This is a genomic window from Kiritimatiellales bacterium, assembly GCA_041656295.1.
Taxonomy (GTDB): Bacteria; Verrucomicrobiota; Kiritimatiellia; order Kiritimatiellales; family Tichowtungiaceae; genus Tichowtungia.
The window spans coordinates 1-19,029 of the sequence record JBBADV010000026.1 but is presented as its reverse complement, the minus strand read 5'-3'; the positions used below and the strand labels follow the sequence as shown (position 1 = coordinate 19,029).

The window sequence follows — 19,029 nt, the reverse complement described above, 5'->3', positions numbered from 1 at the left end:
GATCAAACAGCACACCGTCCGCTGCAATCTTATCGATATTCGGCGATGTGTTGCGATGGTAGCCGTAACAGCCGAGATGATCCGGCCGCAGTGTATCAATATCCAGATATAGAATTCTCATATTATTTCCTTTTCTGTTCAGGGTTCAGGGTTTTAAATTTTGAATATCGAATACCGAGTTTCCAACCGCAGAAATGATTTTACTTCGTCATTCGACATTCCTTGTTCGATATTCTGCAGTTCAACTCTCCAATTCATCCGCCGCCGTGCGCACAGCATTTGTACGCGCCGGAATTTCCGAATCAAGCGCCGGCATAAACGGCATTGCCAAACTCAGCACGCCGGATAAATTTCCGGCGCGGATCACTGCGGCCGCTGTACGCTTCACGCCGTTGGCATTAAAATTTTCATCTGCTGCCGCGCCGGATCGTTTCGCCGCTGAAATAATTTCTTTTGCGTCTGCCGCCGGAATTTTCACCCGTTCGCCGCGCGAGCCGTACTGCCACAGTCCTCTCCGGCTTTTGGGCGCCGCGTTATAAAATGCGTAACCGAGCACCGCGACTGCATCCAGCTCGTCATTCCACCGGCGTAAAAAACCGGCACGCGCTTTCACACGTACTTCGGCATCCGGCGGCGACGCGCGCCGCACCAGCAGTAACCCATCTGCGCCGGGCTCATACCATTCCGCCGTCACCTGCAGTTCCGCCGACAATTTCTCCAATGCCTGCTGTACGCGCAATTCAAATTCCGGCGCCGCGCCGGCAGCGAACACAATTCTGGCGGTGGCACGGTACGCGCCGGTTTTTTCATCGCGCGCAATCAGCTGCAGATCGCAGAGCGTTTGCAGCATGCGCAATACGGATGCTTTGGGAAAACCGGTGCGCTGCGTGATCTGGTCAAGCGACGCGTCGCCCTGCTCACACAGTACTTTCCACACCTGAATTCCGCGGGATAGTCCCGGCACCGAACTTTTCATATTTGGAACAGTACTAAATTTAAAATTATACGCAAGGCGTTATTATTCCTGTGATACTAAAGCGTTTAATCGAATCACTCATTTACTTGCCGCCGGCGTTTATGAGAAGATGCCGACATTCATTCAATGGAGATAAAAAACATGTCACGACAAATTGTGCTGGATTTATTAAATAGAAAACCGGTGAGCCGTCCGCCGGTCATGCCAATCACTATGATGCTTGCCGCTGATTTTGCTGAAATTCCGTACGGCGAATATGCACGCGATTATAAAAAGCTGGCGGAAGGACAAATCCGTACCGCCGAATTTTTCGGCTTTGATTTTGTCTCCGGTATTTCCGATCCCGCGCGCGAAGCCGCAGATTTCGGCGCGGCCATTCATTTTTTCGACAACCAGCCGCCGGCGATTGATGAAAACAACGCGCTGTTAAAAGATCCGGCAACGCTCGCAACCTTAAAATGTCCCGATCCGCTCGGCGGCGGACGAATGAGTGACCGCGTAAACGCCATCGCACTGATGAAAGAACGTGCCGGTAATGATTTCGCCGTAGAAGGCTGGGTTGAGGGTCCGTGTGCCGAAGGAGCCGACCTGCGCGGCATTAACCATTTGATGATGGATTTCTTTGACGATGAAAATTTTGTCCGCGATCTGTTCACCATCGTCACCGACAACGCTATCGCATTTGCTGAAGCACAAATCGATGCCGGTGCAGATATTATCGGTGTCGGTGATGCCGCAGCATCCCTAATTAACCCCGACTTATTTGCAGAATTTGTGCTGCCGGAAGAAAAACGGCTGTGCGATGCAATTCACAGCGCCGGTGCATTCGTGCGCCTGCATATTTGCGGCAACATCTCCGGCTCGCTGAAGCATATCAAAACTGCCGGCTTCGATATCGTGGACATCGACTATCTGGTCGATCTTGCCGGCGCGCGAGAGATTACCGGCGAAAAACAAATTCTGCTCGGAAACATCGATCCGGTTTCGATTGTAAAAAATTCAACACCGGAAAAAATAAAAATTGCGCTGGCTGACTGCCGTAACGCCGCCGGCGAAAATTATATTATCGGCGCCGGCTGCGAAATCCCGCGCGGCACAGCATACGAAAATGTAAAAGCATTTCGTGAATTTGCAGATGCGATATAACTAAATGTGGAAGAGGCTTTCGGTCTCTGGTCGGCGGCGGTTCGCCGCCGCACTGCTGCGCCGGAACTACGGTACACGGTAAATCGTTACAGGCTTTTCTATCAAAGTAGACGCGACGCCCTCGTCGCGTTCTTTACGTCCGGGGCCGTTGCATTGCATTCTAAAATTGTTTTTCAATTCATATTTGTATCTTTAAGGTCAAAAATCTATTTTAGCCATGATTACTCCTCAATTAAAAATTCCTGCATGAATTCCATTGTCAAAAAAAAGAAAGTTCTGATTGCACAAACTGAGGCAGCGCTGTTGCAGCTGGTCCGTGCGCATCAGGGGGTTTCAAGAGTTGAACTGGCTTCATTGATGGGGCTGGCCCCGTCCACGGTCGGGTTGTTTGTTTCAAGATTGCTTAAAGACAACTTCCTGCTCGAAGAAGAAATTATAAAGTTAAAAAAAGGCCGTCCGCGCACGGCCCTGTCGTTAAATCCAAAAGGCGGACATCTGCTAGGTGTCGACTTTGAGGCCAACAGAGTAAGAATCATCTGCCTGAATTTTAGCGAGGAAATTGAGCAGACCATATCATTCAAACTTTCTCCATCTGAACACACGAATGAAATTCTTGAAAAAACAAAAGCCGCAATAGAAAGGATCCTGCCCAAAAACCGGAAGCGCATTCTCGGGCTCGGCATTGCCGGACCGGGGCCGGTTGATAAAGCAACAGGAATCAGTGTTTATTACCGTTATATTAAAGACTGGCAAAATGTTCCGCTGGTAAGTTATTTTGAGAAATATTTCAAAATTCCGGTTTATCTTGAAAATACAATCCGCGCCATAACGTCAGCTGAATTATGGTTCGGACAGGGACGCACACTAAACCAATATGTATGTATCGGCGTTCGCAGCGGCATCGGTATTGGAATTGTTACCAACGGACAACTCTATTTCGGTGCAAATCAAATGGCCGGTGAAGTCGGGTCGTGGAAATGTCCGGCGACGGTTTTAAGCAAAGCGAAATTACCGAAAGGTACAACATCTGTTGAACTGGAAGAAGTGGCTTCCGTGCGCGCAGTACTTAACAATTTAAAAACCGCGATTCAAAACGGACGCAAAACAGTATTATCTGAAATGCCGGCCTCTAAACTGACAATTTTTGATATGTTCGACGCCTACAAAAACGGCGATAAACTTTCCATTGAACTGCTGGATACTGCAACCGATGCACTGGGCTGGCTCTGCGGACAGATTGCGGTTTTACTGGATCCGGAAAAAATTATTTTCTCCGGTCCGATCGTCCAGCTTGGGTCATCATTCCTTAATCGTGTGAAAAAAATTGCGTCTGAATATACACAGCAGCGTCACCTGACTGTGCCTGAAATTGTCGGATCAGAACTCGGAGAATTCAGCGGGGCGATGGGAGCGGCGGCGCAGATTGTACATTACTGGACACCAACCCGGTAATATTGTTTAGCATTTCTATTCTGTTTCTGCACTGATTCCGGCAGCACCATTATGCTTTGATGCCGTAAATAACGACGAAACGATCGCAACCGTACCCATCAGTAACAGACAGATGCAGGTTACACTGTACAGCCGCTGACGTGACATGCGCCGGCCTAACGCCAGACCGATGCTGCTGCCGATCACAACCACCGGGGCAAAAGCGAATCCGGCCAGCAATGTTGTCCACAGCGGTTCAATCCCCGGCAGAAGACACAACAGCATTAATTGCAGCGGAATAAATGTCAGAAAGGTGGCGAAAAAAAATCCGCGCGTCCGTTCCGGCGGCCAGTTGTGCGCCATCGTCCACAGCACCAGCGGCGGTCCGCCCATTCCGGCGATTCCTGCCAACAATCCGCTTAAAGAGAACGCGATAAATGAAAAAATCCAGTGGATGGTTTCCGCAGGTTTCGGCCGCCAGAAATACTGTATTAACACCAGCAGACATAACACACTGCCGACCGCTAATTTAATGTACCGCGCCTCCAGTCCGACCAGATGTTTTAAAATAAAAAGTCCGGCAAACAGCCAGATCACACGGAGCGCAGTGGAGATGATCGCATCTTTCCACGGAATAAACGCTTTCAGCTTTCGAACGCCGGCGAACGACTGCATCATTGAGCCGGCGGCCACAATCACAATAACTTTATGCAGGGGTATTCCGATCCAGATCAGCACCGGAGTTGAAAAAAGTGCAAATGCAAATCCGACCGCGCTCTGAATTACCGCCGCAAAACAAAGTGTACACGCGGTTAAGAGAATTGTAATAAAATCCATAATAATAGCTCAATTGCAGCCATTCCGGCAATGAAAACTGCCGGAATGCCTCCGCCGCCTGCGTTTTATCGATCTCTTAGTGCAGATCAGTCAATTACTCATGCAACCGTGTTTTTTCGCTGCGATCATTGCGCCCGGCAGAGGCTGATTCATTATATGCGTCAGCCCTCCGGCGCAATCAGCATATTTCCGGATATTGGTTTTTTACCATACGCAGTTCACGCAAGAATGTTTAATCAACAAATATCATTCCCATTGATTCGGTCAACAGGCGGAAGTGATCTTTCTTGTGCCCTTCGACCACAATCGGATGATGCGAATATCCCATTTTGATCATGCGTACAAAATAATCGTTGATATTTGTATCGGGGAAGAATCCGAGCCCGTTGGTCCCTTTGAGATTCCGTTTTGGTTTTACGGTTCTTCCCTCGATGGCAGAGCAGAAATACTGTCCGTTCAGATGCCAGATACGAAAGACGGTGATCGGCATATCTTCTTTCAGCGAGGCATTGACAACCGCCGGATTCCTGACGTTGAAATGCCGTCCGATATTCGGCGGAATTTTGCTGTCAAGCCCCTGACACATCTGCAACGGCGCGGCGCCGCCGTGCCACAGCGTAATGTGATGTTCATCGTGCTCCAGCCAGTCGGAAAGATAGGCTGCACCGCAACCGGAGAGATAGGCAGCCAGACAGCATATTGCACCGTCGCCGTCGCCTTCACAGGAAATGGCATAGCCCTCAGTTGCCAGACGCGCCATGGCGAGATACGGCCATTGTTTCGCGGAGAGTTCCGGCCAGTCGCGCACAGACAGCGCCTGCAGCGGCATATTGTCCATCAGCGCTTTCATCGCCAGATAATACCGGCTGGCAAGCAGCAGATCATCTTCAGTGATATCGTCGGTGACCTCCAGACCCAGCGCCTGGACTTTTTTCAGATCTTTTTTTGCGTCTTCGTCGCTGACGGCGTAAACGCTGTCGATAAATTCATGCATACCGATATGCATCAGTTCCATATCAATCGTACTCAGCGTCGCCGGATCCATATGCATGTCAATAAATCCAGGTGCGTGATAGCCAACCATACCGACGTATGCGCCGGTGAGTTTTAACTGTGCATAAGAACGGTAAACCGCCTCTTCAAGCGCTTCAACCGTTTTTTTATCTTCCGGCGAGCCGTAAACGAAGTTAAACGGATGATTTGACTGCGCCAGATTTGATGCAAATGTGTGTGCGCCCACCAGCGAGCAGGAACTGATCATAGAACCGTCCTGTTTTTCCGGCGTTGCCCATAAAACAACCGGTGCTTTGCTCATTTGCGCGAGCACCGGGCTCATCCGCCCGTCGGCCATCGTCGGCTGAATGACAACATAGACATCGCAGCCCTGCCCGTTGCACTCTTTCATCACGCTCATCAATGACGTGCTGTCGACTATGTTTTCCGCCGGAAAATAAATTTCGAACGGAACGGTTTTTAAACAGGCTTTCACCTGTTTTTCAATTATTTCGCCCCACTCAGGCAAAAATCCCGGACGTTTGCGGCGCAGAAAAAGAACGCCAACTTTCACCGCCGGTTTCGGATGTTCAGTACATTTTTTCATGATGCTTTTCCTTCCGAGCCAAGAGCTCTGATAATTTCTTTCATGTCTTCTTTGATGAGATTTTTCACTTCGCGCATAATCCGCCACGCGTGCCACAGATGTTCTATGGAATCGGTGAGCTCGTTAAAATATTTAATGTAATTAAAGCGGAACGCTTCGCCGAAGTTCACTTTGTTCATGCCGTGCTTCACCAGTTTGGTAACATCGTCCATCGAAATGCCGCAGGTGCCGTGCTGCACGAGCGGCACATCAATTTCGCGCCGGATTTTTGTCAGCAGATCAAAATCAATTTCGGTCTGGTACTGATAAACACCGTGCGTGGTACCGACGGATACGGCAAGCATGTCCACATCCACTGCAGCAACGAATCGCTTTGCTTCTTCAATATCGGTTTTCGCCGGCGGAATCTCCGGTTTTTCCGCGACCGGAATCCGTCCGATTTTCTTTTCTTTCGACGGCTCGTTCCCTTTGACATAGCCGACTTCCGCTTCAATGGAAACGCCGAGAATTTTGGCAACTTCAACCACCTTCTGCGTCTTCGCAATATTTTCTTCAAGCGGATCGTGCGACGCGTCGAACATGAACGACGTAAAACCGGCGTTCATCGCTTTGATGGCTGATTCAAAACTGTGACCGTGGTCAACCTGCAGTGCAACCGGCACGGTGATGTCCAGTTCGTCCGCCAGAATTCCGGCGAGCTTGCAGAAATAGTTGAAGCCGCGATATTCGAGATTCGGTTCATACGCCTGCAGAATCAGCGGCGAATTGAGTTCCTGCGCCGCTTCCAGCGCCGCGCGCGCGATATCATAAGTCGCACCGTTGGCGTTCAGTGCCGGAATTGCATAACCGCTTTTTTTCGCGGCTTCAACCATACCTTTGGCTGATACAAATTTCATAGTCTGCTCCTTACAGTGTTTCGAGATTTCTATCGGATGCCTGTTCGCCGCGCGCAATCATTTCGTCGCGGGCTTCTTTCCAAAACTCGAGTACATCCGCCGGGATTCCGTCGGCCTTACAGAATCCGGCGTTCAGAAATGCGTCCGCCATCTGACAGCCGAGTTCAGCGCTGACAACGCCCTCGCCCATGCAAAGACAGTTCGCGCCGTTCACCTGCCGAATCATGCCGGCGGTGGCAACAGATTCGCAGGAGCAGCTCAGCACACCTTTAAACTTATTTGTACCCATGCTCGCGCCGGTGCCGCTGCCGCAGCAGTTGATAGCAAGTTCGGCAACACCATCCTGCAGTGCTTTTGCCACACGTTCGCCGACAGATGTATACTTAATAAACTGGTCCGTTGCATAGCAGCCGACATCAATAATTTCATGCCCCTGTTTTTCCAGATGCGCTTTAATCGCGTTTTTCAACGCAAACCCTTTAACTGCGGAACCCATGATAATCTTCATTTACCTGTGCCTTTCGTTTAAACAACCATTAAATCCGGAAGCATTGCCTGCATTCCGCTTTGTGCGGTAATCACATGAAAAGGAATTCCGGCAGCGGCAGAATGCATATCCAGCATCAGCGGAGAAACACCGCCGGGCAGAATCAAGCCTTGCAGTTCAACTTTAAAACCGCACAGCACATCCACCGGATTAATGGCGAACTGCGTCCACGCATCGCACACCAGTTTTCCATCCGGATTCAGCATCCGGTCGCGGTTGCCAAGCGGCGACGTACCACCGCCGCAATGATGCAGCGTCGCCGATTTTGCAAAACCTGTTAAACCGGTCTCTTCTTCAACCTGCCGGAAACGTTCCAGCAATCCGGTGTAAATATCGCGTTCGATTGCACCGGCGCGATACAGATCGGCGTATTCCACCGCTGCGGTTTGCAGCGCGCGATACACCGCAGTTTCTTCAGCGGAAACCGCACCGCCGAGTTTCACCATCAACGATTGCGAAACAATGTGTTCAGCATAGCGCGCGCCGATAACCAGTTTCATCCAGCGATCTTTTTCAAGCGTGTATTTTACCGATGCCACCGGATGCAAATGCGATTCCTGTTCGGCGAGCGCAACCAGCACCAGATTGGCGTCGATGCCGCGCCGGTAAAGTTCTTCTAAAATAATGCCGCGCACAACCAGGCCGTTCATGCCCTCATCCAGCCGGCGCGCTGCGTCGCCGAGCGCCTGCATCGCTGTGCGGGAAATCCAGTCGATTTTTTTAAACGGATTGCCGTCAAAGCCACCGAGCAGCGGACGAATGGCCGCATCAATCACCACCGCATATTTTTCATGCTCCGGCGTCAACGTTGAAACCGGCGGTGCCGGATATGTTTCGGCAAAAGAAAATTCAATCTCCGGCACCGGCTCGAATACCGCCGGAATTTCATCTTTCAGGCGCGGCATTTCGAACGGTTTGGAAATGATTGTAATTTTAATTTTTCCGGCGGCGGAAAAGTCAACCAGTGCGTTGACCGGCGCCGGCGCCGGCGGTGCAATATCACCGAGCTGATGTTTCAGTCCGGTCAGCCAGCGCATCGCGCCCTCGCTGCAGAGTGCGATGGCACCAAACCCCTCGCCGGAAAGAATTCCGGCGAGGTGATTTAATTTTAACCGCAACTCGTCCGCCGTAAGTTCCGGCGGACGCGCAATCTGCATGGATTCTTGCCGGTTCATGAATCTCCGTTATTTGTTTGCCAGTTCACGGCAGGCGGCGGCGATGTGTTGCGGCCCAAAACCGTGTTTATTAAACAGGTAGTTTTCTGTGGCAACTTCACCGAACTGATCCGGAATTCCGAGACGTTTTACTTTGACCGGATATTTTTCGCTCAGCACTTCGCAGACTGCGCCGCCGAGACCGCCAATGATGCTCTGATTTTCCACAGTGACCACGCCGCCGGTTTTCTGCGCGGACGCAAGCAGTGTTTTTTCATCGAACGGTTTGACGGACGGATAATGCAGCACTTCAACGCTGACACCGCCGGCTTTCAGTTCATCGGCAACATTCACCGCAAACTGAGTCATATAGCCGGTGGTCACCAGCGTGACATCGCTGCCTTCGCGCAGCGTCACTGCTTTGTCGGGATTGAATTCATAGGCTTCATCGAAAACCTGCCCAACCTGCGTACGCACAAGCTGCATATACGTCGGCTGTTTAGACGCCGCCATGTGGAACATCATGGAGCGCAGCTCATACGGATCGGCCGGGCTGTAGACGTGAAAGTTCGGCATTACGCGCATTATGGCGAGATCCTGAAAATCCATGTGGGTGCCGCCGTTCGGCCCCTGAGTGATTCCAGGCGCAGTACCGACAATTTTTACATTCGTGTTGGCATACGCAACGCTCAGGTAAATCTGATCATACACGCGGCGCGTTGCAAAACATGAGAAACTGGCACAGAACGGAATTTTACCTTCAATCGCCAAACCGGCGCCCATGCCAATCATGTTCGCTTCCGCCACGCCGGCGTTTATAAAACGCGCCGGATTCGCTTCGGCCACCGACGGATTGGTTCCGGATGCTTTACTCAGGTCCGCCTCCAGACACACCACATCCGGATTGATCACCATCAGTTCATTCAACACTTCGCCGTATACGACACGCATCTCTTTTTTACTTAAATCGCTCATTCATTTTCTCCGTAAATTCGTTTCGTTTAGTAAGGCAGCTTTACATCCTGCACCGCAAAAGCCTTTAGGTATTTTTCGTGCGATGCCTGGTCCGGCACTTTAATGTTATGGCTTCCGGCGGTGTTTTCAATGCAGCAGCACCCCTTGGCTTTACAGGTATGCGCGATAATCATCACCGGTTTGCCTTCAATTTTTCTGGCTTTTTCAAACGTTTTAAACAGATCGTCCCAGTCGTGGCCGTCCGTTTCAAACACTTCCCAGTTGAATGCCTTCCACTTATCAGCCAGCGGTTCAAGCGACAGTATCTCATCCGTTGCACCGTCAATCTGGAGTTTATTGTAGTCGGTCAGCGCAATCAGGTTATCCAGTTTATGATGTCCGGCGTACATGGCGGCTTCCCAGTTTTGACCTTCATTGGTTTCGCCGTCACCGATGATGCAATACACCGTGTGATCCTGTTTGCTACCCTTCGCCGCTTGCGCCATACCGCAGGCCACAGAAAGCCCCTGCCCGAGTGAGCCGGTCGTGGCATCAATGCCCGGCACGGTACGGGCGTCGGCATGACTCGGCAGTTTTGTACCGTCAGCGTTCAGCGTGCTCAGCCAGGCTTTCGGGAAAAAGCCTTTCTCGGCGAGTGCCATATAAAGCGCCGGCGCCGCGTGACCCTTGGACAGCACCAGGCGGTCGCGCCCTTCCCATGCCGGATTTTCCGGATCCACCTGCATCACACGAAAATAAAGTGTGTGCAGCACCTCAATTAGACTCAATGCCCCGCCGACATGTCCTGAACCTGCACGGCAAATCATGTCTGTTACAATATAACGCCACTCAGCAGCCATTCGGTCTGCGCTCTCTTTTGTCCATTTTCCTTCGTTCACTATTCCACTCCTCCATGCTGCTCAAGGCAGCGTTGATTACAATCATCCATCTGTTCCACCCGATTCTGTGGACTCAGTACGCCATACAGCATGGCCACTCCGGCAAGGAACAATACTCCGTATACCGCAAGCCGAAACAGCCGTTCATTAACACGATGGTGCAGCCAATCGCCAATCAATGTTCCGGCAATCAAAAACGGAAGCGAGATTCCAATAATTTTAAAAACCGCCGGACTCCATACGTCTCCGGCAGCCGTCCACTTAATCATTAAAATTGTATTCAGGATAGTCCACAGCATGCACAATGTAACGCGGAAGAGCGATTTATCCGGCAGCGCCCGGCCGGCATAAATAACTACGAATGGACCGCCGGAACCAAATGCACCATGAATAATTCCCCCGGACACCAAAACCAGTTTCATCCAGATTGAACGGCAATCCTGCCCCGCTGCAACCGCATATCCTGTATGCAGCGTTTTAATAAATCCTCGAACTCCAACGCCGATCATAAAAAATCCGAGCAGCATTTTCAACGCAGACTCCGGCAGGTAACCAAAAAGAATCATGCCTACCGGAAGCCCGATTCCGGCATATACTGCAATAAACGCAAATTGTTTCCACTGAATATGTTTACGAGATGTGAGAACAATATAGGTTGAAAGAAGCCATGCCAGAACCACAAGCACCGGAACCGCGGTCTCCAACCCTAACAGCATGACGGCGAACGGCAGCGCCAACACTGTGCAGCCAAAGCCGGTGATGCCTTCCAGCAGGTGCGTTATTAAAACGATCACCCCAAAAATTAAAATGGCGGTTAACGGGTCCATTATTTTGCAAGATCCGTATACATTTGATATAGATGCTCTGCTGTAATTTCAACCGGATTATTATTCATCAGCGGATGAAAACTTTCCTTGACCAGCACATCAATCTCATCCTTCGAAATGCCGACCGCGTGTAACGAACAAGGTAATCCGCCATCCGCTTTTAACGTGCGAATCGCCTGTGCCATCGCGTCAATCGAATCAAACCCGCAATAAGCGGCAAATGCCTCCATCCGCCCGTTCATTGCCGGCGCATTCAATTTCAATGCAAATTCCAGCGTAAATGCACAGGCTGCTCCATGTGACATATGGTAGCGGTTCGAAAGCGGAAATGAACATGCATGCACCATTGCATTTTTTGGAAGCTGAAACGCCATTCCGGCGAGTACAGCGGCATAACTCATCGCCTCACGGGCTTCTCTATCAGAGGGGTTCGCATACACTTTTGGCAAATTAATAAAAATCAGCCGCGCGGCTTCCTGCGCCATCAAATCACACAATGGCTGATGATTTTTAGACCAATAACCCTCCATCGCATGAGAAAGTGCGTCCAGTCCGGTTGCTGCGGTAATCGACTTCGGTAACGACCATGTCAGTGTCGGGTCAATCACCGCTGCAACCGGATAAAAGAAATCAGAAGCAATCGGCCCTTTTACCCCCTTTTCCGTATCATCCAAAACCGCAAACGGTGTCACTTCAGATCCTGTGCCGGCGGTCGTGGGAATGGTGATCAGAGGAATCCCTGCAATGTCAAATTTCATGCCGCCGGTGTGAAACGAGCGGATACTCGGCTCGGTCGTTTGTGCCAGACAGCAAGCCGCTTTCGCGCAATCCATCACGCTTCCGCCGCCCACGGCAATCACCGCATCCGCCTTAATCTCCCGCAGCACCGCAGCCAGTGAATCTACATTCGCAACCGTCGGGTTCGGGTTCACCTCTGAGAAAACTGCAACCGGATTCAGCTTCTGCTCGATCTCCTTTAGAAAATCAAACTGACGCAGCCCCGTGTCTGTAACCAGCACAGTCCGCCCCGTAGCGTACGTATAAAGCTTTTCCAGCGAACCGCTTCCAAAATGAATCGTCACCGGCATTTTAAATAACCACTGGCTCATGACCACACCTCATCTGCTTATTTATTTCGATATAAAAATATTTATCTAAAAATAAGTCAATAGCATTCTATTTAAAAAACCGGCCGGTCTGTTTTTACCGCAACGGATGTTAATCGTTTAATAAAAAAAGCGCTCTTCAACAGCGGTTCAAAAAGCTATTCTTTACACGTCTATTAATTGGAAATGCGTCGCAGGGAAGAATGTTTATGCTAGGCAGTTTACTCCAGTACAGTGTTATCTTCGCTTGGCAGTTTTTTATGACCGGTCCCGGTGCATACAGCGACCTGCTGGAGCGGCATCGGGCGGCAGTACAAATTCTTCCGCTTGCCTGTGATACCGTTCAGAGCGCGATAATTAATCCAGTCGAGGATGCGCGCGTGGGGGATATCGACCAGGACGGAAACGGCGATGGTGTCTGGAATCAATCTGATCAATTTATCACCACGGGGGATGCTGCCGGTAATCAGAACCTTTCGACCGCAGTGTTTATTTTTAAACTGCCTGCACCGTCTGCCGGTAAAAGTATTGATAATGCCCGTGTGTCATGGTTTTTGCACGATGTAAGAGGCGCTCCGCCGAATCTGCAGGTCGACGTTTTTTTTAAGACCACCAACGTTGTAGAAAAAACCGATTACGAAGCCCCCGCGATCCTTTCTTTGCAGAATTTCCTGATGCCCACCACAACTAAACAGACAACATATATATGGGAAAATGATGCAGATCTGGTTTCAGCTTTGAATACCGCCTGCGCCGCCGGTGTGGAATATGTGGCTTTCCGCCTGCGTCTGCAGGGTTGGACGGCAGGTAACGGCAATGGCATTGTTGACGGATATACGGTTGCAACTGTTGATAACACAGACGTCGCACGCCGGCCGGCATTAGTTACTCAGCAAATGCCTCCGGAATTTTTATACGGAATATATGCTTATCCGGCCCGTTACAAATCCGAGGGCGTTAACTGGCCAGGGCTTATTGGTAGAGAGGCCGCACATCTAACCACCCTCTTCCCGGATATCGAGGAAATTGACGGCATGATGCTGATCATTTACTGGTCGTTGATTGAGCCGGAACCGGGTGTTTACCGCTGGGAAATCATCGATGAGGTGATTGACTACTGGAAGGAACGCGGTAAATCTGTGGCGATCTGCATTGCACCGTGGGCAATTCCGGTGGCGTTCAGCGATGCGTGGGGCGGCATTCAGGATGCGTTTCCCGTCTGGGCGCGTGCAGATGTTAAACATTATAATTCAGAACACATAACCATGGGGAATTTATATACAAACACCCCTAAACCGCTCAAGATTCCGCTGTTTCTGGATGCGAAATATCAGGAATATCTCACACGCTTAATCACGGAATTCGGAAAACGGTATGATGGAAATCCTGCAATTTCATTTGTTCGTATCGGAATCGGCCATATTGGAGAGGAAGTTTTCCCTGTGACGTCTGCGGGCAGAAGCAGCTTGTACTGGACACAAGAAATCTTTGATGCAGCCGCCGACGACGGAGCGACCGTAGAAACATGGTATGACTATTGTCTCTGGCTGTCTGAACAGTACAGGCTGGCGTTTAAAACAACGCCGCTCAGCATCAACATGATTCTGGCCGGCTATTTGTACAAAAAAGAGACCGGTGAATATATGCAGGCGAACCGGCTCCTGAATTATTGTTTAATCCATCGCATTATGATGGGAAATAACGGACTGAGCGATGTCACCCTCTCTGACATTGAAAATATGGAGCAGTCGCCCCGAGCCACCTACTGGCTGCTGAAACAATACAGCGATGCCGGCTTTCCGGTGGAAACTGAGATGAAATCGCCGCCGCAAACAGAAGGGGGAACCGATGCCGACTCCATGCTGCAGGCGGTGAGGCTGGTAAAGCCGCGCTATATCAATCTGTTCGGCCCGCACATCGGTGTGATCAAAGCCTACCGGGATCCGGAATACCGGAACACATCGGTGGACTGGAAAGTTTTTGAACAGGTACTGAACAACCGCGGTGAGGATCCGGAAGCAATTGCGGAACGTTTTTCTGAAATGGTAACAACACTTCAGCAGTACAAGGTAAAATAAACAGAACAACCAAAGGAGAGATCCATGAAGCAAGGAATCATACTGGCGATCGCGGCATTCATCACCGCCGGTTCACTGGCGGCAAAAGATATCCGCATTAATTCCTTCGCACACGCGCGGCTGGCAGACCTTGCTCCGCAGGACGGCAGAGCGGAAGGAAAACCATTGGACACCGAAGCCATGCATGTGAATATCGGCGACAATGAGGCGAATAATCTGTCGGCAGCGGCTTTTATTATGGAACTGCCTGATTTGCCGGAGAAAGCCGCACTGCTGAACGCAGAAATGGCCTGGCGCCTGCATGCAGTCAACGGCCGACCGCCAAATGTACAGCTTGATGTGTTCTTTAAAAACACCGGATCCATAACGGCTGCGGATTATGCGACCCCGGCGGTTTTCACGGCCAACCGCGTCATGACCGCCGAAACACCGCCGGGATTCGTCCGGGTTTCTAACGACGACATGCTGTCCGTCCTTCAGAAAAACTACAGTAGCAGCACTCCGGAATTTAAATTTATTGTATTTCGTTTGCGCTGGACGGGAGGAGAAAAATTCCCGCTCAGCGATAAAAACGGACACCGGGATGATTACACTGTTATAACTCAAAATCATGGCAATAGAGCATGGCGCCCTGAACTGAAATTAACAGTGACAGACTAATAACGGAGGAACGGAATGGGAGAGACAGCAGAGAAAATGACCAGGAAAAAATTAATAGATACAAAGTGAACCTCCCCGTGGCAAGCCACGGGATATTCTGCGACAGATTTCGATAAAAAATAAGGAGAAAATATGAAATATATAAAAAGTATATTAGCGATATTCACTGTTTGCGGCCTCGCACAGGCTACGGTTATGACCAGCAATCCGGTTGACGATGCGCGTGTACCAAATCTGTCGGGAAACCCGGATGGGCCTGGCACTGGTATTGCTGATCGGGATTCTCAAAATATTGTTGTGGGAGATGCTGCCAACAACTGGAACATCTCTAAAGGGATCTATATCTATGAGCTACCGCCAATCACAGCCGGTGACACCATCAGCAAGATCAACGCCGAATGGTTTTATAATGATATCGTGGGTACTCCTCCGAATCTGAAAGTAGATATATTCTTTAAGAATACAGGTTCAGTGGTTGCAGCCGATTACCAGGCCGCCGCACTTCTTTCCATGGATAATTTCCTGACTCCCGAATCAGCTGCTGGAACACGGTATGCCTGGGATGATGACGCACTGATTGCACTCTTTAATAATGCCTATGACAAAGGCGATAAGTATGTTGTTTTCCGTCTGAGCCTGCAGGACTGGGGGATTGGCAATGAGGACTCCAAGGTTGATGGATATAGAATCGGCGCCAAAGAACATCAGCAAGGAGCAAGACACTGGCCGACGCTGACGATTACGACCATTCCTGAACCGGGTTCAGTGCGTCTGCTGATGCTGGGAATATTTGGAACTTTCGGCACCCGCTAGTTTCGTTAAATGATGCTGAAATAGAGTCAAAACAACACCTGGTCTTGACCCATGAAAACAGCAGCTCCGCGAATCGGGACTGCTGTTTTTTTATAATAATTAATTTTACCGCAGGTCGCCAAGGGAATTTTCCGGCGCGTTTTTTTATCCGCAGATGAACGCCGATTATGCAGATACAAAACTGGAGGGACGCAGGCTCTGCGTCTGGAGGTCGCGTTCCACCGTTTAACTATCCGTTTATATCTGTGACATCCGCGGTTAAATTAGTGTTGTTACAGGTCTGCGGATAAAATGTTCCGTGTTTCGTTTTTTTCCTCTGCGGCTTTGCGCGGGAAAACCCGGCGCGCAACGAGATCTCAGCGCTGGTTGGAGCCGTACCGTTCAATCGCAACAGCAGCACGTTCAGAGGACACCGGCACATCTATGGCCGGGCGCAAACGACTGCGTGCGTGTCTGTAATGGCGGCAGTGAGTGCGAGCCGGAGCAATCCGCACTTGAAAGCGTTTTATACCCGTCTGGTAACTGAGAATCACCGCCCGAAAAAATCACCTTAACCGCCGTGATGAGAAAACTGCTGATCGCCGCGAACTCGGCGGTTAAAAATCCCAATTTTTTAGTTGCCTCATAACACTGTTGCCTGGCGGTTAAAAATCCGTGTCTAAAAAAGTGTAGCATTTATGACCGGTTTTTACCGTTGGCTCTTTGTCGCAGAAGTTCATAATACATAATATGCAGAGTTTATAGGCAATGGACGGGTAACATAAACAAGGAGGTATATGATGAAAAAACTAAGACCGGGATTGGCCGCGGGACTGCTTTTTGCCGCGGGTGTATGGGCGGATACAACCTGGATTGGTGGTCTCAATAAGCAGCTTACAAATTCCGCCTACTGGACGCGCGGTCAGCTGCCGGTCGACGGTGTAATGGGACAAATCGGGCGCGATGGACATATAAGTATTTACTCAAGATTCCCGGGCTGGACGGTGACTCAAACCGGCGGCATGCTGTTAAATAATTCAAATGCGATCACGCTGAACGGCGGGGTGAAGTGGTTTCTGCAGGGCGGCAGTCTTGTCAGCCCGAAAAATCATATCCGCATCGGTTTCATGGAGGCCGGCGCTGTAACCGGCGCGGAGATGACCATGACCGGCGGAATGCTGGAGGGCGGGCGGCAGCTGCAGGTCACAGAGGGATGTTTTGTACAAGGCGGCGGCACTCTGAAGTTCGGACAAAGCGCGGTAATGATCAATGGATCCACAGTGGACGTTTCCGGCGGAACGGGAGCGTTTAACACCATCGGAACCGAATCCACCAACGGTATGACGCTGGCCGGCTCCGGCACGCTGGTCACATTTTCCGGCGGCGCCTGGACGGTTAAGGGCAATCTGCAGTTCGGCACCAATCTGAGAAGCGTTGCCATGCGGTTTGCCGCCGGAAACGGTGAGCTGACAGCGGATTCGATCTCTTTTTTAAGCGGCGGATATATTGATTTCACAGAGGGCTCCGGCGGCAAACTGACGATTAAAAGCTGCAAAGCCGCTGATTTTGAAAAATTGTGGAGCCGGGGAAAGATCTGGGTTAACGGCGCCGTGCCGCGCGGGAGTTTTTCAGACCTGTTCGCGGTGGAAGGAAATACGCTGCGGTTAAAATAAGCAATTTAGCCAATAAAAAAGGCGGGGTGCGTCCGGTGCGCCCTGCCCTTTATTATTCAGCCGGACTATACTGAAAAAGCACAAAGAAAGGTATCATGAACTGTCTGTTGAGTATTGTATTTGCATTGATATGTGCTGTAAGCGCATTGGCGGAAGTTAAAGTTCTTGTGGCCGGCGACTCCACGGTCTGGAATAAAGCGCCGAAATACGGCTGGGGCGATTGTATCGAACCGCATTTTAAAAAAGGCATTAAAGTTACAAATCTTGCCATCGGCGGCAGAAGTTCAAAGTCGTTCATTACCGAAGGCCGCTGGGACGATCTGATCAGCCGCGTTGTCCCCGGCGATGTGGTCTTTGTTCAGTTCGGGCATAATGATCAGAAAATTCTGGTCGGTTACGAAATCGGCACGCATCCTGATGGCGAATATAAAGATAACCTGCGCCGGTTTGCGGACGAGGTCGCCGCCAAAAAAGGCCGGCTGGTTTTTGTTACACCGCCGCGCCGCCTGACCTATAAAAGCAGTGAACCGACTGTACTGCGCACCGATCTTCAGGTGTATTGCGATGCCATGAAAGAAGTCGCTGCCGAAAAGAAGCGTCCGGTTGTTGATCTCTACGCGCTGACCGGCGAAGGGATTCAAGCAATGGGTGAAGAAAAAGCCTGGGTGCTTTTTGATACCGGCGACCGCTCTCACTTTTCCAAAACCGGCGCGGAGTGGGTGGCAAAATTAATTATGGACACCGTGCGCGCCGAAAATATGCTGCCGGCGGAACTGCTAAAATAAACGCGCCGGAAAATCGCATATAATTTTGTAACAATCATTGCGGCCGGATTTATACTGCGCCGGTCACATAAATTCAATCTGGAGAAAAAGATGAAAAAAATTGGAATCGGCTTTGTGGGTGCGGGCTGGATGGGTTCGGTGCAGCTGCGCCGTCTGACGGAACGCGACGATGTGGAGGTGCTGGCGCTGCTGGAGAAGAACCGTGAGCGCGGCCTGGAGGTTTTAAAGGAGCTGAATCTGCCGGCGGAACTGCTGACGGAGGAGTATGAAACGATTGTAAATAATCCGGCAGTCGACGCGGTGTGGCTGGTGAGTCCAAACGGTTTTCACGGCCCGCAGGCGATTGCGGCGATGAAAGCCGGCAAGCATGTATTCTGCGAAAAACCGGCGGCGACGGCCTATGCCGATTTCTGCGAAGAGATTGAGCTTGAAAAAGCCAATCCGGCGCTGATTACCTTCGTCGATTATATTCTCTATTTCGATACGCTCGAAGAGCAGATCCGCCGCCGCGTGGAGGAGAATGAGTTCGGCCAGATCACCCAGCTTCAGATCAACTACCGCCATCCGGTAAATATCCAGGGCGACAAGGTGTGGAAACTGAAAAAAGAGATTATGGGCGATGCCATCAGCATGGGGATTAATCACTCCATCTCCATGATCGTGCATAC

At 50.5% G+C, this 19,029-nt stretch carries 18 protein-coding genes; 8 read left to right on the top strand and 10 right to left on the bottom strand.

The genetic code is table 11. The annotated features are described in order from the left end of the window. Window positions 1-241: 241 nt before the first annotated feature. Entirely contained in the window at window positions 242-976 is a 735-nt protein-coding gene (locus WC959_11940; GenBank protein ID MFA5689832.1) for a helix-turn-helix domain-containing protein, read from the bottom strand. Between the two features lie 141 nt (window positions 977-1,117). On the opposite strand from WC959_11940, the gene WC959_11935 reads away from it, so the two are divergent. Together WC959_11935 and WC959_11930 are read left to right on the top strand one after the other, a co-directional pair. After that, complete coding sequence (locus tag WC959_11935; protein ID MFA5689831.1) at window positions 1,118-2,122, top strand: uroporphyrinogen decarboxylase family protein; 1,005 nt, start codon at window positions 1,118-1,120, stop codon at window positions 2,120-2,122. A gap of 246 nt (window positions 2,123-2,368) precedes the next feature. Beyond that, complete coding sequence (locus WC959_11930) at window positions 2,369-3,574, top strand: ROK family protein (GenBank protein MFA5689830.1); 1,206 nt, start codon at window positions 2,369-2,371, stop codon at window positions 3,572-3,574. Window positions 3,575-3,589: 15 nt separating this feature from the next. Here the strand turns inward: WC959_11930 and WC959_11925 are convergent, their stop codons facing one another. The 9 genes from WC959_11925 to WC959_11885 form a co-directional block, all read right to left on the bottom strand. Then, window positions 3,590-4,390 (bottom strand): TSUP family transporter, encoded by an 801-nt coding sequence (locus WC959_11925; GenBank protein ID MFA5689829.1) that lies wholly within the window; start codon window positions 4,388-4,390, stop codon window positions 3,590-3,592. Window positions 4,391-4,622: 232 nt separating this feature from the next. Further along, a complete protein-coding gene (locus tag WC959_11920; GenBank protein ID MFA5689828.1) occupies window positions 4,623-5,990 on the bottom strand; it encodes a hypothetical protein in 1,368 nt (455 codons plus the stop codon). Continuing rightward, entirely contained in the window at window positions 5,987-6,886 is a 900-nt protein-coding gene (locus WC959_11915) for a class II fructose-bisphosphate aldolase (GenBank protein ID MFA5689827.1), read from the bottom strand. The genes WC959_11920 and WC959_11915 overlap by 4 nt, the downstream gene beginning before the upstream one ends. Before the next feature lie 10 nt (window positions 6,887-6,896). Then, complete coding sequence (locus WC959_11910; GenBank protein MFA5689826.1) at window positions 6,897-7,394, bottom strand: RpiB/LacA/LacB family sugar-phosphate isomerase; 498 nt, start codon at window positions 7,392-7,394, stop codon at window positions 6,897-6,899. 17 nt (window positions 7,395-7,411) lie between these two features. Beyond that, window positions 7,412-8,608 (bottom strand): M24 family metallopeptidase, encoded by a 1,197-nt coding sequence (locus WC959_11905; protein ID MFA5689825.1) that lies wholly within the window; start codon window positions 8,606-8,608, stop codon window positions 7,412-7,414. Between the two features lie 9 nt (window positions 8,609-8,617). After that, complete coding sequence (locus WC959_11900; GenBank protein MFA5689824.1) at window positions 8,618-9,562, bottom strand: transketolase C-terminal domain-containing protein; 945 nt, start codon at window positions 9,560-9,562, stop codon at window positions 8,618-8,620. Between the two features lie 26 nt (window positions 9,563-9,588). Then, a complete protein-coding gene (locus tag WC959_11895) occupies window positions 9,589-10,440 on the bottom strand; it encodes a transketolase (GenBank protein MFA5689823.1) in 852 nt (283 codons plus the stop codon). Beyond that, the gene (locus tag WC959_11890; GenBank protein ID MFA5689822.1) at window positions 10,440-11,267 is read right to left on the bottom strand and encodes a sulfite exporter TauE/SafE family protein; all 828 of its coding nucleotides are present in this window, start codon (window positions 11,265-11,267) and stop codon (window positions 10,440-10,442) included. The genes WC959_11895 and WC959_11890 overlap by 1 nt, the downstream gene beginning before the upstream one ends. Continuing rightward, entirely contained in the window at window positions 11,267-12,376 is a 1,110-nt protein-coding gene (locus WC959_11885; GenBank protein MFA5689821.1) for an iron-containing alcohol dehydrogenase family protein, read from the bottom strand. The genes WC959_11890 and WC959_11885 overlap by 1 nt, the downstream gene beginning before the upstream one ends. A 206-nt stretch (window positions 12,377-12,582) precedes the next feature. On the opposite strand from WC959_11885, the gene WC959_11880 reads away from it, so the two are divergent. The 6 genes from WC959_11880 to WC959_11855 form a co-directional block, all read left to right on the top strand. After that, the gene (locus WC959_11880; GenBank protein MFA5689820.1) at window positions 12,583-14,451 is read left to right on the top strand and encodes a beta-galactosidase; all 1,869 of its coding nucleotides are present in this window, start codon (window positions 12,583-12,585) and stop codon (window positions 14,449-14,451) included. A gap of 24 nt (window positions 14,452-14,475) precedes the next feature. Next, complete coding sequence (locus WC959_11875) at window positions 14,476-15,111, top strand: hypothetical protein (GenBank protein ID MFA5689819.1); 636 nt, start codon at window positions 14,476-14,478, stop codon at window positions 15,109-15,111. A gap of 132 nt (window positions 15,112-15,243) precedes the next feature. Next, window positions 15,244-15,924: a hypothetical protein gene (locus WC959_11870; GenBank protein ID MFA5689818.1), complete on the top strand. Its 681-nt coding sequence runs from the start codon at window positions 15,244-15,246 to the stop codon at window positions 15,922-15,924. 776 nt (window positions 15,925-16,700) lie between these two features. After that, entirely contained in the window at window positions 16,701-17,576 is an 876-nt protein-coding gene (locus tag WC959_11865; protein MFA5689817.1) for a hypothetical protein, read from the top strand. A gap of 95 nt (window positions 17,577-17,671) precedes the next feature. Further along, the gene (locus WC959_11860) at window positions 17,672-18,361 is read left to right on the top strand and encodes a rhamnogalacturonan acetylesterase (protein MFA5689816.1); all 690 of its coding nucleotides are present in this window, start codon (window positions 17,672-17,674) and stop codon (window positions 18,359-18,361) included. 90 nt (window positions 18,362-18,451) lie between these two features. Continuing rightward, window positions 18,452-19,029: Gfo/Idh/MocA family oxidoreductase (locus tag WC959_11855; GenBank protein MFA5689815.1), on the top strand; the 578-nt coding region annotated here is incomplete at its 3' end.

Excerpts from the sequence above, each read along its gene's own strand:
- WC959_11940 (MFA5689832.1), bottom strand. The coding sequence starts at position 976 with ATGAAAAGTTCGGTGCCGGGACTATCCCGCGGAATTCAGGTGTGGAAA.
- WC959_11935 (MFA5689831.1), top strand. The coding sequence starts at position 1,118 with ATGTCACGACAAATTGTGCTGGATTTATTAAATAGAAAACCGGTGAGC.
- WC959_11930 (MFA5689830.1), top strand. The coding sequence starts at position 2,369 with ATGAATTCCATTGTCAAAAAAAAGAAAGTTCTGATTGCACAAACTGAG.
- WC959_11925 (MFA5689829.1), bottom strand. The coding sequence starts at position 4,390 with ATGGATTTTATTACAATTCTCTTAACCGCGTGTACACTTTGTTTTGCG.
- WC959_11920 (MFA5689828.1), bottom strand. The coding sequence starts at position 5,990 with ATGAAAAAATGTACTGAACATCCGAAACCGGCGGTGAAAGTTGGCGTT.
- WC959_11915 (MFA5689827.1), bottom strand. The coding sequence starts at position 6,886 with ATGAAATTTGTATCAGCCAAAGGTATGGTTGAAGCCGCGAAAAAAAGC.
- WC959_11910 (MFA5689826.1), bottom strand. The coding sequence starts at position 7,394 with ATGAAGATTATCATGGGTTCCGCAGTTAAAGGGTTTGCGTTGAAAAAC.
- WC959_11905 (MFA5689825.1), bottom strand. The coding sequence starts at position 8,608 with ATGAACCGGCAAGAATCCATGCAGATTGCGCGTCCGCCGGAACTTACG.
- WC959_11900 (MFA5689824.1), bottom strand. The coding sequence starts at position 9,562 with ATGAGCGATTTAAGTAAAAAAGAGATGCGTGTCGTATACGGCGAAGTG.
- WC959_11890 (MFA5689822.1), bottom strand. The coding sequence starts at position 11,267 with ATGGACCCGTTAACCGCCATTTTAATTTTTGGGGTGATCGTTTTAATA.
- WC959_11885 (MFA5689821.1), bottom strand. The coding sequence starts at position 12,376 with ATGAGCCAGTGGTTATTTAAAATGCCGGTGACGATTCATTTTGGAAGC.
- WC959_11880 (MFA5689820.1), top strand. The coding sequence starts at position 12,583 with ATGCTAGGCAGTTTACTCCAGTACAGTGTTATCTTCGCTTGGCAGTTT.
- WC959_11875 (MFA5689819.1), top strand. The coding sequence starts at position 14,476 with ATGAAGCAAGGAATCATACTGGCGATCGCGGCATTCATCACCGCCGGT.
- WC959_11870 (MFA5689818.1), top strand. The coding sequence starts at position 15,244 with ATGAAATATATAAAAAGTATATTAGCGATATTCACTGTTTGCGGCCTC.
- WC959_11865 (MFA5689817.1), top strand. The coding sequence starts at position 16,701 with ATGATGAAAAAACTAAGACCGGGATTGGCCGCGGGACTGCTTTTTGCC.
- WC959_11860 (MFA5689816.1), top strand. The coding sequence starts at position 17,672 with ATGAACTGTCTGTTGAGTATTGTATTTGCATTGATATGTGCTGTAAGC.